Source organism: candidate division TA06 bacterium, assembly GCA_004376575.1.
Lineage (GTDB): Bacteria > Hydrothermota > DG-26 > E44-bin18 > E44-bin18 > E44-bin18.
Genome location: SOJN01000024.1, coordinates 1 through 18302 on the forward strand (window position 1 = coordinate 1; position 18302 = coordinate 18302).

General features: G+C 50.0%; 13 protein-coding genes. All 13 read left to right on the plus strand.

All coding sequences use genetic code 11. The features are described 5' to 3' along the window. A partial coding sequence (locus E3J62_01890; protein ID TET47293.1) for a T9SS type A sorting domain-containing protein occupies nucleotides 1–1050 on the plus strand: 1050 nt, incomplete at its 5' end. A 565-nt stretch (nucleotides 1051–1615) separates the two neighbouring features. Further along, nucleotides 1616–3394 carry a DUF255 domain-containing protein gene (locus tag E3J62_01895; protein ID TET47294.1) on the plus strand — a complete coding sequence of 593 codons (1779 nt, stop codon included), beginning with the start codon at nucleotides 1616–1618 and terminating at the stop codon, nucleotides 3392–3394. 20 nt (nucleotides 3395–3414) lie between these two features. After that, on the plus strand, nucleotides 3415–3939 hold the full coding sequence (locus tag E3J62_01900; GenBank protein TET47295.1) for a TlpA family protein disulfide reductase: 525 nt from the start codon (nucleotides 3415–3417) through the stop codon (nucleotides 3937–3939). Continuing rightward, on the plus strand, nucleotides 3936–4175 hold the full coding sequence (locus E3J62_01905; protein ID TET47296.1) for a DUF1573 domain-containing protein: 240 nt from the start codon (nucleotides 3936–3938) through the stop codon (nucleotides 4173–4175). Before E3J62_01900 ends, E3J62_01905 begins: the two co-directional genes overlap by 4 nt. Nucleotides 4176–4220: 45 nt before the next feature. Then, nucleotides 4221–5090, plus strand: a complete 870-nt coding sequence (locus E3J62_01910) for a DUF1573 domain-containing protein (protein ID TET47297.1) — start codon at nucleotides 4221–4223, stop codon at nucleotides 5088–5090. Between the two features lie 287 nt (nucleotides 5091–5377). Continuing rightward, nucleotides 5378–6442, plus strand: a complete 1065-nt coding sequence (locus E3J62_01915) for a permease (GenBank protein TET47305.1) — start codon at nucleotides 5378–5380, stop codon at nucleotides 6440–6442. A gap of 13 nt (nucleotides 6443–6455) precedes the next feature. Continuing rightward, on the plus strand, nucleotides 6456–7778 hold the full coding sequence (locus tag E3J62_01920) for a phosphopyruvate hydratase (GenBank protein TET47298.1): 1323 nt from the start codon (nucleotides 6456–6458) through the stop codon (nucleotides 7776–7778). Beyond that, entirely contained in the window at nucleotides 7754–9094 is a 1341-nt protein-coding gene (locus E3J62_01925; protein TET47299.1) for a glycerate kinase, read from the plus strand. Before E3J62_01920 ends, E3J62_01925 begins: the two co-directional genes overlap by 25 nt. Nucleotides 9095–9439: 345 nt before the next feature. Continuing rightward, a complete protein-coding gene (locus tag E3J62_01930) occupies nucleotides 9440–11713 on the plus strand; it encodes a hypothetical protein (GenBank protein ID TET47300.1) in 2274 nt (757 codons plus the stop codon). Nucleotides 11714–12040: 327 nt separating this feature from the next. Then, nucleotides 12041–12664: a TetR/AcrR family transcriptional regulator gene (locus E3J62_01935; GenBank protein ID TET47301.1), complete on the plus strand. Its 624-nt coding sequence runs from the start codon at nucleotides 12041–12043 to the stop codon at nucleotides 12662–12664. Continuing rightward, complete coding sequence (locus E3J62_01940; GenBank protein TET47302.1) at nucleotides 12661–14052, plus strand: TolC family protein; 1392 nt, start codon at nucleotides 12661–12663, stop codon at nucleotides 14050–14052. Before E3J62_01935 ends, E3J62_01940 begins: the two co-directional genes overlap by 4 nt. 17 nt (nucleotides 14053–14069) lie before the next feature. Then, the gene (locus E3J62_01945) at nucleotides 14070–14963 is read left to right on the plus strand and encodes an efflux RND transporter periplasmic adaptor subunit (GenBank protein ID TET47303.1); all 894 of its coding nucleotides are present in this window, start codon (nucleotides 14070–14072) and stop codon (nucleotides 14961–14963) included. Nucleotides 14964–14969: 6 nt separating this feature from the next. Next, nucleotides 14970–18098 (plus strand): efflux RND transporter permease subunit, encoded by a 3129-nt coding sequence (locus tag E3J62_01950; protein TET47304.1) that lies wholly within the window; start codon nucleotides 14970–14972, stop codon nucleotides 18096–18098. Nucleotides 18099–18302 lie beyond the last annotated feature (204 nt).

Sequence of the window (18302 nt, forward strand, 5' to 3'; positions counted from 1 at the left end):
CAGCAGACCTCAGATGGCGGGTACATCGTCGCAGGTTGGACAGAGTCGTTTGGGCAAGGTATCCGCAGTGTCTATCTGGTCAGAACGGACTCGCTGGGCGACACGCTATGGACTAGGATCCACGGAGGCAAGGGAGAAGACCGGGCAACCTCTGTGCAACTGGCCTCGGATGGAGGTTATATCATCACGGGCTGGACAGGCTCTTTTGGTGCAGGCCTTTTTGATGTATATCTTATCAAGACCGACGAGAATGGACTGGTGGGGGTCGACAACCCAAGGTCTCTTAAGGAAGGTGTGCTGGCCGAACTGGATACGCTGAAGCCACAGTCAAAGGGGTTGGCAAAGAAGCTAAAGAAGGCAAAGAAGCACATAGAAAAGAGTCTGGAGGAGAAGCGATGGCTTGATGACACTCACCTGCACTCTAAACACGGGAAGAAAGTTTTCTACGAAGAGAAAAAAGCTGTGAAGGAGATAAAGAAACTATGCAAGAAGGGAGATTTTCCTGGTGAACTGTGTGAGAGATTGATAAGCATGCTTGTCGGGGCGGACAGCATCTTGGCCAGGGTGGCAATTGATGATGCGATTGCTGCCGGCGGCAAGGAGAAGGAAATACAGAAGGCAGAGAAGGAAATGGCCAAGGCTGAGAAGGACAAGAACAAAGGTAAGTACGAAAAGGCCATCGACCACTACAACCACGCCTGGGAGCATGCGCAGAAAGCCATGAAGAAACACAAGAAACAGAACCAGATGATGGACGAAACAAGGTCCAGGTCTGCAACCGTGCTTCTCCAGAACCATCCAAACCCCTGCCGGGAATTTACAATCATCAATTACCAATTACCAGAACCTGGCCACACCACGCTTAGGGTTTACGATACTTCTGGGAGGCTTGTTGGAACTCTAGTAGACGGTTCGAGGGAGGCTGGTCATCACATTGCCCGTTGGGACGGCAGAGACGGCAGCGGAAACCTAGCGCCCAGCGGCGTCTACTTCTTCCAAATCAAAGCGGGAGATTACACAGCCGCAAGAAAACTCCTCTTGGTTCGCTGAGAATCGATTTTCGATCTCCGGCTTTTGCAGTCTCGTGTAATCTTATGCTTTCAGTGTTTTCAATTCCGCAATAGAGAAAGAGAAGGTGCCTGCCCTCCGAAGCCACGAAGCGTCAGTCCTCCGTAGCCAAATAGGGCGAAGTAGGAGGCGAAAGAGGGTCATCGTACCTCGAGTTACTCCCTTCGGATACCCTCAGGAGCTCGTGAAACGAGCCGGGCAGGCGGCATAAACTCGCCACCAAGGTTGGCAAAGCAATCTTGCTGTCATTCGGCTCCTCATTAAGAAGTGTTCATTCATTTAACACACATTTAGATTGCTTCGTCGCTAACGCTTCTCGCAATGACAGATTTCTCTCTTGCTCCGAGTGCCAAAAAACAGTGGCGCGGTTCGTCCTTCGGGGACCTCAGGGCAAGCACTTCGACTCGCCAAGTACAGGCCACGTCGACCAAGGCGAAGTCCCGAGTTAATCGAGGGGCAAGCTCACTGTTCAGTTGTAGTCTCCGCCACAGTTGACATTCGGCCTTTGTGTGAGTATAATAGCACAGGAACACTGGAGGTTAGGCTGTTGCGTAGAACGGTTCTTGCGCTCATAATTCTGCTGGGAGTTTCCAGCAGCGCCTTTTCTATTGACGAACTACCCGCCCCTGAAGACATAGTAGGCGCAAGTTGCGGCATATCGTACAACGCATTGCGCCCCGGAATGGATTTTGAATTCGTCATAGTTGGCAGGGTCAAGGAAGGCTGGCACATCAATTCCAACACGCCCACAGACGAGATGTTTGTGCCTACGTCCGTGGAATTTCATCTACCAGAGCATTTTGAGGTCAAAAAGGTGACGTACCCCCCGGGAATCTTCAGGAAGCTATCTTTCTCGGAAAAGAAGCTCTCAGTCTATGAAGATGAGTTCATTATTCGCGCCAACGCATCGCTTGACAACTCTGCGACCCCTTCTGAGCAGGATGTTGAAGTAGTCCTGACTTATCAGGCGTGTAACGATCAGTTATGCTTGGAGCCTGTTTACAGGAAACTGATTCTGCCCCTGAGCATAGTGGGGCCGGATGTTTCCATAGGCGAGAGTGGGTTCGGGGTTTTCGAAGGGGAGCAAGAAAATTCAAGCAAGACTCTGGGTTTTGGGAGCAAAGGGTTGGGCTTGACCTTTCTGTTCATCTTTTTTGGGGGCCTGGCTCTCAATTTGACGCCGTGTGTATATCCCATGATCCCCGTAACCATAAGCTACTTTGGGGGGCAGAGCCATGGAAGTCACAGAAGGCTATTCATGCTGGCAGTTGCCTACCTGATAGGAATAGCAATCACATACTCCATTCTCGGGCTGATTGCCGCGCTCACAGGCTCTTTGATTGGTGCTGCCATGCAGAACCCAATAGTCCTCTCGTTTGTCGCACTCGTTCTGATAGCCCTAGCACTGAGTATGTTTGACGTCTACACTCTCAAGATGCCTGCTCGAATGAACAGCTTTGCAGGTTCTCCAAAGGTTGGAATTCTGGGATCTTTGTTCATGGGTCTCACCCTGGGGATAGTGATAGCTCCCTGCGTGGGCCCGTTTGTATTAGGCCTTTTGACCTATGTTGGAAAACAGAGCAATCCGCTATTGGGCTTCTGGATGTTCTTCACGCTGGCAATCGGCATGGGACTTCCATTGGTTTTTCTAGCCCTCGTTTCAGGGAACATAGGCAAGTTGCCCAGGTCTGGAGAGTGGATGGTCTGGGTGAAGAAAGTTCTTGGGTTCATGCTTTTCGGTATGGCACTTTACTTCCTGAGGACCATCCTCCCTGGTTCGGTTTACTGGACGGGTATGGCCGTGATTAGCCTTGCCGCGGGCGTTTACCTTGGTTGGCTGGATAGGATAAAGGGTATGGGCAAGCCTTTTTCAGTTTTCAGAAAGATTTTTGGTGTGGCATGCGTTGCGCTCTTCTTATGGCTTGTGGTTGCTCCCGGACACACCTTTGTCAGCATTCGTCCAACTGCACGAGTCGAGTGGCTGGCCTACAGCGATGTTGTAGTAAAGAAGGCAGCGCACGATGGTGTTCCTGTTATTGTAGATTTCACTGCTGATTGGTGCATCCCCTGCGAAGAGTTGGAAGAGAAAACGTTCAGCGATCCCAGAGTGGTAGGGAAGATGTCCCGGTTTCTAACTGTTCGTGTCGACCTTACCAAGGGGTCGAGCGATCATGCAAAGGAGCTGAGAGGTCGGTATCGTGTGGCGGGTGTGCCCACGGTGGTCTTCATTGGAGTTGAGGGGAAGGAACTTCCCGAATTGAGATTCGTCGGCTTTATAAGACCAGACAGCCTTCTCGGTTTGATGGATAAGGCAATCCCCAAGTAACAGAGAAAGGCAGGTGGAAATTGAAAAGAGTTTTTCTTGTCGTATCGGTCTTGCTTCTGGCGCTCACAGTGTTGTCATGTGCGTGCAGAAAGAAGCAGAGTGGAACACCCGGGAATATCGAACCAGGAGTTAGAGCACCCAACTTCACCCTTTATGATTTGGATAAGAACAAGGTCTCCTTGAAGTCGCTCAGGGGTAAGGTTGTTTTGCTGGATTTCTGGGCAACCTGGTGCTATCCATGCAGGATAGAAATACCCCACTTCATTCTTCTCTATGAAGACTACAATTCGAGTGGCCTGGAGGTAATAGGCATAGCGCTGGATAAGGGCGGAGCCAGTACAGTGAAGCCATTTGCAGAGAAGGAAGGAATGAATTACACCGTGTTGATAGGCGATGCTTCTGTGGCAAAAGATTATGGAGGTATCAACTCAATACCCACTACGTTTATGATAGATAAGAAAGGTGTTGTGTACTCCAAGTACGTAGGAGTACCAAGAGACATGGGTGTCTTTGAGCGAGACGTGAAGGAACTACTAGGCAAATGATGGGAGGTCTTGATATGCGCAATCTCACTTTGTCACGGTCCAGGATTAGTATCCTCTCTGCGGCCGCGTTCTTGTTTCTATCCGGGACAATCGCTTTTGGTCAGCCACGAATCAAGTTTGCGGAGACTGTTCACGATTTTGGTCTGGTGAAAGAGGGTGAGAGTGTCACACACGTTTTTCGATTCCAGAATTTGGGAGACGAGCCCCTGAATATTCCCAGAGTGAAGACATCGTGAGGCTGTACCGCTGCCCTTCAGTCTGAAGGGGACATCGAACCAGGTATGTGGGGTGAGGTGAAGGCAACTTTTCGCACGCGCAGCAGGGTGGGTAAACAGAGCAAGTCCATCACTGTCAGTACCAACGACCCTGACAAGAAGACCATGACGTTGGTCATCAAAGGAGAAATCTACAAGCTTCTGTGGACCAGTCCTGGTTCTTTGAGTTTCGGAAAGGTCTATAGAGGTAAATCCAAAACATTGACTTTCAAGGTCATCCCATGGGGCGATACGGAGTTTGAGATTGAGAGAATCGAAGTGCCAACAGACGATTTTGAAGCACATGTTGTGAAATCTTCTGGTCTTGCCACGGTGTGGAGACTCGCCCTGAGATCTACAAAGGACGGTCTTGTGAAGAAATTCGGGTCTAAGCGCGAAGACGAGGCAGGGCCGGAAAACAATCCGGACATAAGACCCGAAGAGGCCCGTGGAGACACGTTACGGGCGGTGACGGTTGCTGTGACCGTCCGTCCAACAGCATCAATCGGACGTCGCTCTGGGAAAGTAAAAATACATACAAACCTGGAAGAAATGCGTGTGCTGCAGGTCCTTGCGTTCGTTGATGTGGTTGGGCATATCAGTGTGGATCCACCTGCTCACAACTTCGGCGTGATCCGCACGGGCGAGAAAAAGAAGGTTACTCTTGCAATTACCAGCAACGATAAGACGACATTCAAGATAACGCGTGTCGAAAATGGATGCGAACAGGTTTCCGTTAGCCTGACTGAGGTGCGGCCAGGTGCACGATATGAGCTTACAGTGGAAACAAAGCCTGATGCCCCGGTAGGGAGGCTACGGGGAACTGTCAAATTGTACACAGATGACCCGAATCAACCTGAGATGAAAGTAAAGTTATACGGTAAGGTTCAGAACTAGTTTGAGGCGAGCCTTGCTCAGCCCTTTACCCGGCCGGCCTCATTTGTGCCAGCCCCCCAATTTTACATGGAACGGCGAAGGATGAATAGATTCATCACAAGAAAGATTTTGGAACTGCAGAAGATTGTTCAATATTGAGCCATGTTGAACCGGGGATGGGCGTGTGAGAGGGGGGATTGAACGGGGAGCGGCGGTGAAGAGAGGGTGTGCCGGCCCACTCTTTTTGGTTCTTGAATTCCTAGATGTTTGGATTCAACCGTTGACAGGGAGAGGGATTATTGACGAAACTGGTGGATGCGCTTCTGGGTATTTTGGTCAATTCGTGGGATGTCCTTGTTGATTCTGGTGTATATGTCATATTTGGGCTTGCCATTGCAGGGCTGATCAACGCATTCCTTGGTGAAAAAAAGATTAGTGAAAACCTTGGAAGAAAGAGCTTCAAGTCAGTTCTGCTTTCATCTCTTTTTGGAATTCCTCTTCCCCTATGTTCTTGTGGAGTTGTTCCCACCGCGGTCTCTCTTTACAAGAAAGGCGCATCCAAGGGCGCGACTGTATCCTTTCTTGTTTCAACCCCCGAGACCGGCGTCGATTCGATTGCAATAAGTTGGGCACTTCTTGACCCTCTGATGACAATAGCAAGGCCGATTGCCGCGTTTCTTACTGCAATGCTGACTGGTTCATTCGAAAACCTCTTTGGCGAGAATGGGTCAAGAAAAGAAATCGATTCAGAGCATGTCTGCATTGTGTGTGGAGAGGAAAAAGTCCGGACGTCTCATCATCACGGTTTTGGTGCAAAAGTAACAGGCGGAATGAAATATGCGTTTGGAGAGTTGCTTGGTGACATATCGAAGTGGTTTCTAATAGGCATGATTATCGCTGGCGCAATTACTTACTTCGTTCCAGAAGGTCTCATAACCGAGCAGGCCGGCTATGGCTGGCCTACTATGCTCTTAATGGCGCTTGTAGGCATACCGCTGTACATGTGTGCCACATCTTCAACCCCGATTGCGGCCGCACTCATTGCCAAAGGGGTGAGCCCGGGTGCAGCGCTTGTCTTTCTTCTGACAGGGCCCGTCACCAATGCCGCGTCACTCACTGTGGTCGCGAAATTTCTAGGAGTGAGAGCTACAGTCGTCTATCTCGTTTCGATTTTTGCTTCTTCTCTACTCTTTGGCTGGGGTTTGAACTGGATATATAGAATATCCGGATTGGATGCCGTATCCATAGTAGGGAAAGGCGCTGAGCTGATTCCTTTCTGGCTCAAGGTGGGTGGAGGTTTAGGTTTGTTGCTGCTTATGGTAAACAGCATGATACAGCTGAGAAAGGAAAGAACCTGCGAGAACCACGGATGACAGGAGGAATGACATGTCAGAAATATCAAAGCTGAGAGCAAGGGAGATTCTGGATTCCAGGGGGAATCCGACTGTCGAGGTTGATGTCGAATTGAAAAGCGGAGTAAGGGCGACTGCTTCGGCTCCATCCGGGGCTTCTACAGGAAAGCATGAGGCAGTTGAATTGAGGGACAAAGACCCGCAAAGGTACTTCGGAAAAGGGGTGATGAAAGCAGTTTCCAATGTCAATGAGAAGATAAATGAAGCGATAGTCAAGAAGCCTTTTGAGAATCCTGACGAAATAGACCGGTTGCTCCTGGAGCTGGACAAGAGCAAGGAAAAGAACAAGTCAACCATCGGTGCTAATGCCACCTGTGCTGTTTCAATGGCGGTGAGAAAGGCAGTGGCGGCCGAGAGAGATATTGAACTTTTCGGACTGTTTTCAGAAACAGGTCCGATGTTACTTCCTGTGCCCATGATAAACATAATAAACGGCGGCCGACACGCAAGTAGCAGCCTCGATGTTCAGGAGTTCATGGTCGTACCGGATGGAGCAAGTACCTTCTCTCTTGCCATCAGGATGGCTTCAGAGATATTTCATGCTCTCAAGTTGGAATTGGAAAATCGGGGGCTTTCCACGCTGGTTGGAGACGAAGGCGGCTTTGCGCCTGATCTGGAATCAAATCAGCAGGCACTGGACCTTGTTACCCTGGCCATTGAGAAAGCGGGATATGAAGCAGGAAAAGATGCTCATATAGCTATAGATGTTGCAGCCAGCGAACTGTATGAATCAGACAAGTACGTGTTCAGGTGGTCGGATGGGAGCAGCAAGGGTTCAGATGAAATGATACATGTATACGAGAAGTGGATCGATGGTTATCCAATAATTTCGATCGAAGATGGGCTGGCAGAGGATGACTGGAAGGGTTGGAAAAACATGACCGAGGTCCTGGGGAAGAAGGTGCAGCTCGTCGGCGACGACATCTTTGTCACCAATACGAAAAGACTGGAGAGAGGTTTTGCAGAGGGAATTTGCAACAGCGTATTGGTCAAGGTAAACCAGATAGGTACTGTCATGGAGGCCCATGAGGTTGTGAAAGCTGCTTTCGACCACGGATACAATGTGGTTGTCTCCCACCGATCAGGAGAAACCGAGGATTCCACCATCGCAGATCTTGCGGTGGGATGGGCGGCCTGTCAGATCAAATCAGGCTCCACATGCAGAAGCGAAAGACTCGCAAAGTACAACAGGATCCTCCGAATTGAAGACAGACTCGGGACCGAAGCCAAGTACTGCGGCAAACACAAGAACCCATATGAGAGGTTCTCCAATTGGAGAAAGTCCTCAAGAAGCTGAGAAAAGACGCCTTCCTCATCTTTGAGGCCGGGTTGAGCGCGGTCTCCGCAAAAGATGCTGTTGAGAAAGCTCTGATCCTTGAGAATGGAATGCTCAGGGTTCGCGAGCGCGAATACAACTTGAGCAGCTACGCGAGGATCTATCTGCTCGGTGGAGGCAAGGCCTCGGCCGATATGGTCGCTGCTCTTCACGAAGTCCTCGGAGATACGATAGCCGGGGGTGTAGTGAGCGTTCCTCATGGCCAGGGTGGAAAGGCCGGGAAGGTCCGATTGCTTGAGGCTTCTCATCCCGAGCCTGACCAGAGTGGGGTGGAAAACACCAGGGAGATTCTCAGGGTGGCAGGGCAGGCAGGCAGAGACGACCTGGTCTTTTGCGTCATATCCGGTGGAGGTTCGTCCCTTCTAATTGCACCTCCGGATGGCATTTCCCTTGCGGACATTGTCGAAATGAACAAAGCACTCCTCATGTGTGGTGCAGACATTAAGGAGATCAACACCATAAGGAAGCATGTCTCGACAATAAAAGGCGGGAGGCTGGCACGGAAGATCTATCCAGCATCGCTGGTCACACTTGTCGTCTCCGATGTTGTTGGAGATGACCTTGCGTCTATTGCCTCAGGACCGACAGTCCCGGACACAACCAGCTATGGAGAGTGTCTGGGGATTGTAGAGAAGTATGGCCTGTGTGGTCGTATTCCGGATGCGGTGATCCAACACCTCCAGAGGGGAGCTGATGGTATGGTGGAGGAGAGTGTCGGAGACGGGGACGAAGCATTCAAGAATACACATTCAATAGTGGTAGCCAGTAACTCCACAGCAGTAAAGGCTGCTTCGGCCAGGGCAAAAGAGATGCGATATGGAGTGGTTTCAATGTCCAGCTCTGTGGTGGGTGACACCCATGACGCGGCTCACTCTCATGTTCGACTTGCGAAGAAGGTTTTGACGAAAAATGATCCAGTCGCACCCCCTGCTTGCATCATATCAGGAGGGGAAACGACCGTGAAGGTGAGGGGTCATGGGAAGGGTGGGAGGAACCAGGAGTTCGTCCTCAGCGCCGCGGCTGAGATAGAAGGTCTGCCAATTGCTGTGCTTAGCATGGGGACAGACGGGATCGACGGGTTGACTGATGCAGCCGGAGCCATCTGCGATGGAAAAACTATGGCTAGAGCAAGGGAGCTTCAATTGGAAGCGACCTCGTATCTCAACAATAACGATTCATACAATTTCTTTGCACGACTTGGAGACCTGGTGATGACCGGTCCTACCGGAACAAACGTTTCGGATATACATATCATTATAATCGGAAAACCCACCTGAAGTCAAATCACAAAATCCAAGCACCAAATTCCAATTTCCAAACAAGTGACGGTTCGAGTTTGTGATTTCGTGCTTGGTCCTTGGGATTTCGAGCATGGGTCTTAAGTGTGAGTCGCTCTTAAGTGACTCACGAGCCTTTTCAGCCATCCTGATGTTCGATAGGTGCTCGATATCGGCACACTTTTTGCAGTTATATCACTATTAAACGGAAGCAAAGAAGGAAGGGGCCATTTATGCTTTGTTGTAAACCTATGGCTATCTACTGGCAATATATACCCTTATCTGAAGAAGACCGTATCCTCAAATCTATGTGCACCTGCTAACCCGCTCAAGCAGGAGGTTGCCATGAGCATCAAGATGAATCATGCTGTAATGCCTTGTTACAGCAGCAGAACCGTGAGGAGACTCCTGATGCGGCTGTTCCTTCTCACGTCTGTCGTCGTATTGGTTGTACTAGCCTACGCCTCGAAGGCGAATGGCGAGCAGTACAAGTTGATTTCATATGGCGAAGGTGCGGTGGAAGAGCCGCGCTACCGGATGTTCAGCGAGCAAACGGGCTGGTCAAATGAACTCTCGGCTCTCCCTGTTGGCGGGGCCATCAAGTGGACTGTTCTAAGGGCCTGTCCAAAAAGGCACGAGGCCATACTTGGAGTCATCAGTGCAAAGGACAACCTCCATGTACAGGTCTGGAATGGCTCAGAATGGTCCAATCTCATAGAACTGGTTCCTACCTTCCCCTCCAGTGATTCAAGATTTTTTGACATAGCCTATGAGTCTCAGAGCGGAAATGCCATCGTAGTGTATGGTATTCCTGGTAGCAGGGACCTCTGCTTCAGAATATGGGATGGAACTTCTTGGTCAGAAGAAAATACTACAGTACTACCGGGAAAGGGTGCCCATCCACAATGCTGGTTTGTGCTGGTACCCGACGCCTACTCGAACGAGATTGTTCTCTTCTGTCAGAGCGAGAACAAGAAGCTCCAGGCGTCTGTGTGGGATGGAGAGTCGTGGGGGAATTCTCTGGGAGACATTGACAAATCAAAACGTACAGAGCATATTTCCTTGGGGGCATGCCGTCAGAGCCAATCAGGAAATGTCATCGCTGTCTGGATTCCTGATAAGGGAAGAAACGTGAAATACATTGTCTGGGATGGCTCCGGTTGGACAAAAAAACAAGAGTCAGGGGATCTACCTGACGGTGTAGACGGAACGATGCTTGAAATCAGTGCGGACCCGGGAAGTGACAGGGTCATGGTCGGAGTCGGAGATACTGATGGCGACCTGGCCGTGGCCATGTCTTCTGGCTTTGGCTTCGGTGGTTTTCAGAAAGTCGCAGACAATTGCAGGGCCGTAGGAAAGAAGAGAAGCTGGGATCTCATGTTTGAGAGCCAGAGTGGAAACGGGCTGCTGGTCTACGCCGATGCGGGTGATAATCATCTCAGATATAAGACATATGAACAAGATTGGAGCGTTGAACAAACAGGTCCCCTGCTGAACGACAAAATCAACCTGCTTCATGTACAAAGAGATGCTTTTGGCGATGGGGCCGTTATACTTTCTCTTGGTGAGACAAAGCACATCGAGAGTATGTTGTGGAACGGCAGCCATTTCTCGCGTCCCCAGGAATTGGAGACTGATGCTAGCAACAACCTCTATAGGCCGCTTGACGTAGCATACGTGGAAGATTTCGTTCCTTTCGTTTCTGTTCTCTCGCCGAATGGCGGTGAGGCCTGGGGTGTGGGCGAACTCCACGATATAGCATGGCAGATTTCAGAGCCGGCCCTTGCCGAGTCAGTGAATGTCTATCTTTCCACCGACAGAGGGTTAACCTGGCAGGATCTGGCTCTGGGTGTGAAGGGGGATTCATCCATTGAATGGGAAATCCCAAATGCCATCTCAGATTTGTGCCTGGTTCGAGTAGAAGCATACAGAGATGGCGTCCCCTTCAGCGTGGATGAAAGTGACAACACCTTCAGCATAATAGACAATACACCCCCAAGTGTTAGTGTGATATTCCCCAATGGTGGGGAGACATTCCAGGTAGGGGATACCTGTCTCATATCCTGGACAGCATCCGATGACGTGGGTGTTTGCCATGTAGATATATACTACTCCAACAATGGAGGCTTTTCTTGGAACACAATTTCCGTGAGCGAGGTGAACGATTCTGAATATGAATGGGTTGTTCCGAATACGGCTTCAGAATTCTGTCTGGTGAAAATAGAAGCCTTCGATGCTGGGTTGAATATGTCTTTTGACATAAGCGATTCCTTGTTCACCATTTATGACCCTACAGGTGTAGTGGAAGGTGCTCGGGCAGGCGCGGTTCCCAGAGAGTTCGTGCTGTTTCAGAACGAACCGAATCCTTTCCATGCCACTACGACTGTGAAGATAATGGCTCCTGATTACGGTTCGATCAATCTGTCCATTTACGACTGCAGCGGGCGACTGGTAAACGAGTTGGCGCGCGAGACGGGGCCAGGAGTTGCCCGGTTGGTCTGGGATGGAAGAGATTCTTCAGGTCACCTGGTGCCAACGGGGATGTACTTCTATCGTCTCCGCGCAGAGACCTCAAATGGTACTTACGTAGCAACCAGAAAGATGGCGGTTCTCAGATAGTCTGAGTCGTTGTTGTCTGTGCCAGAGACGGCCGGCCTTCCAGGATTTCTGGAAGGCCCACCTTTTTAACATCGAAGATCCAAGATCTCAGATCTAAGATTGGTAATGCAAAGATTGCTCTGCCACTGCATCGCTGAGGATGGCACGTCCTGTTTGTAGTCGGGGAAGGGCAGGGCCTCTGTAATTTGCACTCTGTGCTTCCCTCGGGGTAACTGTTTTTCCATTGACAAAACCTATGGGATGAGATATACTGACTGACGAGTCTGAACTTGAACCAATCAGTCATAATTGTGACCGATTGGTTCTTGCTGTAGGTAGGAAACATAAATGAAGATCTCCAGGAAGGAAAGGGAACGGGAAGTTCGAAAGCAGGAGATTCTTGCTGCAGCCAAGGCACTCTTCGCCAAGGAGGGGTACCATGGCGCGGCTCTAGATGAGATTGCATTGCGAGCTGAGTTTTCCAAGGCAAGTCTTTATACGTATTTCAAGGACAAAGAGGACCTGTTCTATGCAGTGCTCGAGGACGGAATGGACAGGCTGTTGGAAAAGGTGAGAGAGATAGCAAATCAAGAGTTGCCACCTCTGTCCAAACTGGAACTGATGGTTAAAGGCGTAGTGGAGTACCTGGAGGATGATCGCGACTTTTTCAGGGTTTTCAACCCAGAGAGGGTGAGGATGACTGACATGCGGGACGCGCACTTGAACAAGAGAATCCTTCCCAAACTGAACGCGTTCGTTGAGGTTGCAGCGCTTGTTGTGAAGGAAGGGATAGACCAGGAAAAGATAAAGAAGGTGGACCCGCTTGAGGTGGCGAACCTCCTGTTCGGGATGATACACTCGGTTGTGGCTCAGTGGCTTTTGGAAGGAGCCAAGGAACCACTGGCAGAAAGGTCGAAAGTCATTCTGGATGTATTTCTGGGTGGTATCCAGTCGAGAAAGGGGAGGAAATGAACCAATTTCTGCTGTGTTTTACCATTCTATCTCTCGTTGCGTCACTTGGGGGGAGCCTTGAGGCTCAACAACCAATGGCTCTGACACTGGATAGAGCAATTGACATGTGCCTTAGCAGAAACTGGGAGGTCAAAGCCGGTTTGCATAAGGTGGCCGAGGCAGAGGGAGGAGTCATCTCTGCTCGAGCAGGGTTCATGCCCACCCTCAACCTCAGAGGAAGCTATACCCGCCTTTCAGAGATTCCAAGTCTTGACATGGAGACACCAATCCTCGGCATGCAACAGGTTCCGGTATTCGGGCCGATGGGAGACACCATAGGATACACCTACACACTTGACTTTGTGGGCATGGAAAAACTGGGTTTCGATATGGGTGAGGAGGATAACTATCTAGCAAGTGTGGGCGTCACACAACCCATTTTCACCTGGGGGAGGACGCTGAACGGATACTGGCTGGCCAAACACAACTTGAATGCTTCAAGAGAGGACTACAGAAAGAAGAAGCAAAACGCCGTCTTCAGTGTGATAACTTCATTTTACTCTGTTCTGGTGGGCAGGGAGTTCTTGAAGCTGACTGAGGAGAGCTATGCTCAGGTTGCCAGGCATGCAGAATCCGCGGCCAGGCTCTACAGGGAGGGGAAGGCGTCAAGGCTGGATCTGATGAGGGCCAACGTGGCCAGAGACAATATGAAACCACAGCTTTTAAAGGCAAGAAACTCGGTCGAGCTTGCTATCGATGGACTGAAACTGGCAATTGGTCTCGATGCAGTGAAGCAGGTGGAGATCAAAGGTGAGCTGCTCTATGAGCCCGCGGAGTACAACTTCGAGGAGAACCTCTCTGCAGCCACGATATACCGTCCGGACCTATTGGCTGCGAAAGAAAGAAAGAAGATGGCAAGTAAGGCTTTTGCCATTGCACAGGCCGGTAACAAACCTACTATTGTGGCCAGAGCAAACTATGACTACAAGAAGCCATACAACTTCAAGAACGACTGGGGCACAGACTGGAGCGCGACAGTTGCTCTATCCTTCCCGATCTTCAGCGGGTTCTCCACCATGGGTGAGTCGAGAAGAGCCAAAGCCCAGCTTGAACAGGCAGAGGTAGCTGAAGGTGGTTTGAAGGCACTTGTCGAGCTGGAGGTGAAGTCCGCGTATCTTGCCCTGAAGGAGGCCGAAGAATCTATCAAATCGCAGAAGAAAAATATCGAAGAGGCTGAAGAAGCGTACCGGATCGCCGAGGAACAGTTTGAAAACGGACTATTGAGCAACATCGAGTACCTGGACACTCAACTCGCATTGTCACAGGCCAAGGCCAACTATGTCAAAGCATTGGGAGAGTTCAATATCGCAAGGGCAGCTCTGGATAGAGCTGTGGGGAAGGACTACTAGAAAGGAGAGTCTCAGGTATGAAAAAGACAGTGATATGGATAATAGTCGCCGCATTCATTCTACTGATAGGCTACAGGGTTGTGCAGAGAGTTGGGCAAAGGAGAGCATCGGGTCTGATTGAAGAGAAAAGAAGTGTTCCTGTACGAGTGATGGAGGTCACCAGGGCTTCCATAAGGGAGATTCTTTCATTCACAGGAGACATCAAGGGAAAAGAGCAGGTGAATGTCTATTCTGAGGTGCCGGGCAGGATAAGATCCTATGCAGTGAGGGAAGGACAATGGGTTAAGAAAGATGGGCTCTTAGCCACAGTAGATAGAGGCATAACCGGACTGGAATTTGAACCGGCGAAGATTCGTTCTCCCATAGGAGGAATTGTGGGTAGAGTTTTTCTTGATATTGGCGATGTAGTTGCCCCACAGGTGCCGGTTGCACTGGTGGTCAGAATGAACAAGGTTGAAGTAACCATCAATGTTGTTGAAAGGGATATTCCGAAGGTAAAAACCGGGCTGCAAGCATCCATAAAGGTTGATGCATATCCAGATATGAGCTTTGAAGGGAAAGTGACGATGATGAGTCCGGTCGTGGACCCCATCTCAAGGACTTCCAGGGCGGAGATAACCGTTGACAATAGAAAAGGATTTCTGAAGCCCGGGATGTTCGCGCGGGTTGACCTTGTAGTGAGAGAGGAGAAGAATACTGTGGTTGTGCCTGCAGATGCCGTGCTTGGAAGGATAGAGCGCTATGCATTCGTCGTTGAGCAGGGGAAAGCGGTGAGAAAACCGGTCAGCCTGGGCATTCGTGAGAATAACCGCGTGCAGGTGATAGAAGGCTTGGATGCCAGTGATACCCTCGTTGTAGTGGGACAGCGTGTAGTAGATGATGGTGAAGAGGTAACGATAGTGGTGGAGTAGTCGAGCATGAAACTCTCTGAGTTCGCAGTACACAGGCCCGTTACCACTTTGATGATTTTTGCCGGGATACTTCTTCTGGGAATCATATCCTTGATCAGGCTTCCATTTGAGTTGATGCCTGACATAAGTACGCCCGCCGTCAGTGTGGTAACTCCGTACTCCGGAGCCGCTGCCGTAGACGTGGAGAAACGGATTACTGAAGTTGTAGAGTCTGCGATGTCAACGGTATCGAATGTGAAAGAGCTCAAATCAATTTCGAAGGAGGGGCTATCCGTCGTCACACTGATGATGAACTTCGGGGCAAATATCGATGAGGCTTCCAACGACATAAGGGATAAGCTTGATTGGGTGAAGCCTTACTTGCCCGATGACGCGGGCACGCCCACCATTTTCAAGTTTGACCTCTCAGACTATCCCATATTCTTCCTGGGAGTGAGCGCCACAGAGAGCTATTTTGACCTTCACCAGATAATCGAAAAGAGGGTGGTGGACCCCTTGAAGCGCATCCAGGGGGTCGGAGCCATCAACATATTTGGTGGATTGGAAAGGCAGATAAATGTCAGAGTGGACAGGAATCGTCTGGCCGGATACAGCCTCAGCATCGAAGCAATTGAGATGGCTTTGAAAGCAGCAAACTTTGGCGAACCTGCAGGGAATCTGAGAGTAGGAAGACTTGACTACATGGTGAGGGTTCCAGGAGATTTCGTTTCTATCGACGAAGTAAGCAGTGTGGTGGTGGGTCGGCGCGTAGGTGGATCCATTCGCCTGTCAGACGTTGCCACGGTTGAAGACGGGTTCAAAGAGGAAAAGAGTAAGGTCAGGGTAATGGGCAAGCCAGGGCTTATGGTCATAATCCAGAAACGGAGCGGTGTTAACACGGTCGAAGTGGCAAGAGCTGTGCGATCAAAACTTGAGTCCCTTAGAAAAGAGCTGCCGCCTGATGTGGAAGTATCAACCATAATGGACGCCTCTGAATTCATAGAGGACTCTCTCAAGGACCTGACCACTACTATTCTCTGGGGAGCACTGTTTGTCGTTCTGATCGTTTTCTTTTTCCTGAGACATGTGGGGGGTTCCTTTATCATAACTCTCACCATTCCTTTCTCGATTGTCCTCGGTTTCATCTTTCTCTACTTCAGAGGATTCACGATAAATCATATGTCACTCACCTCACTAGCCATCGCCATAGGAATGGTTGTGGATAATGCGGTTGTCATACTGGAGAACATATTCAGACATACCGAGGAAGGACACAAACCGGAGAGTGCGGCCATTGAAGCAAGCTACGAGGTTGGCAGAGCGGTGGCAGCCTCAACGGCTACCACGGTCGCCATATTCGTGCCGTTGATTTTCATCGGCGGTGTCATCGGTATTATGTTCAAACAACTTGCCTATGTGGTTATCATAGTTTTGAGCGCTTCCCTTTTCACTGCTCTGACACTGACTCCCATGCTCTCTTCGCGGATATTCAGGAATGTGGGAAAAAACCGAGATTCCGTTGGAAGATATCGGCGTTTCTATGAAAAGACCGAGCAGGGTTTCAGGAATTTCACTGACAGGTATCGTTCTCTGCTGGAATGGTCGCTTGATCACAAGAGAGTAGTGGTTATTCTGGCAGGTCTTATTTTTGCATTCAGTCTGTTGCCCGTGTTCATTGGTTTGATCGGGACTGAGTTCTTCCCCGAGATGGACCAGGGAGAAGCGAGAGGCAGTATCGTTTTACCTGTTGGCTTGTCAGTTGACGAAACCGATTCATTGGTCAGAAAGATTGAGAAGATCATAGAAGACAACGTTCCTGAGAGAACGGTGAGCTTAGTCCGGATGGGGCAGTCTGAATCTGGGTTCGCTTCCATCATGGGCAGAGAAGGTCCAAACATAGGCGAGTTCTTGATTGAACTTGTGGACAAGGATCAGCGGGATCGCTCATCTGCTGAGATTGCAGAGTCCCTGGAAGAATTGGCAAAGGACCTAGCGGGGGCGGAAGAGGTCAACTTCACAACTGAAGACCCCCTGATGCAGCTTCTTTTTGGGGGTGCCGGGGCCATTACGATTGAACTGTATGGATACGACATTACGGAGTCGGATTCTCTGGCTCAAGTTCTGAAGTCGGGGATGGAGAAGATCCCAGGTGTCTATGGTGTGACAGTGTCCAGGGAGAAAGGCAAGCCTGAGCTACAGGTTAAGATTGATAGAGAAAAGGCGGCAGCACTTGGTCTATCAGTATCCCAGATAGCTTCAACCATTAGAAAGAACTTCTACGGTACTGTCTCAACTGCGTACCGTGAGGCAGGAGAACAGCATGATATCTTCGTCAGATTGTCTGACAGTGACCGTGAGTCTGTATTTGATCTCGAGAACATATTCGTAACGACTTCGCTGGGGACAAGAGTTCCTATTTCCAATCTCGCAGTACTGGAAGAAGGTGTGGGTCCGGTGGAGATAGAACGGAAGAATCGAGAAAGGGTCGTAAGAATACAGTCGGGCCTGCGTGGAAGACCTCTCGGGGACGTGGCTAACGATCTTCGACGGTTCCTCGCGCAGGTCAAGTTGCCTGAAGGTTATGCTACCAGCGTGAGCGGAAGCATTGAACAACAGGCTACCGCTTTCAGGAATCTCTTCGTTGCATTGATTTTGGGAATGATACTTGTTTACATGGTGATGGCTGCGCAGTTTGAGTCTTTTGTGGACCCGTTCGTTGTCATCTTCTCTGTTCCTTTTGGAATAGTGGGAGTGATATGGTTCCTGTTGCTGACCGGCAAGACGCTTAATCTCATGTCATTCATAGGTATGGTGATGCTCGTGGGTATTGTGGTCAACAATTCGATCGTACTTGTTGACTATACCAATTTATTGAGGAAGAGGGGGATGGAATTGCGTGAAGCGGTGCTGAGGTCCGGGCAGACGAGGCTCAGGCCAATTCTCATGACCGCACTGACCACCGTTTTCGCTCTGGTGCCTCTTGCCCTGAGCAAAGGGGAGGGTGCCGAGATCTGGAATTCTCTCGCCGTGGCAGTGATAGGAGGGCTGCTTTTCTCCACCATGATTAGCCTTGTCCTCGTACCTACCCTCTACGCCATATTCGAAGAGAGAGCAAAACCCACCGATGAAAACGAAAATCGAAGTCGTGTTGTGTGAAATACTTCGTAATTCACAGTTTGCAGTTAGTAATCTCAGAAAAGTCCAAAACTCCACGCCTGTCCCCAATACTACACCGCGGAGCCCCAGCAACTCTCGCTTCAGCTAATGAACGACTGAAAACTGGGGAAACTCCACTTTAGCTTCCCTGTCGCCGCAATACAATAATGTCAGTGTTTCGCAAATACGAAATGTCAGGTAGAC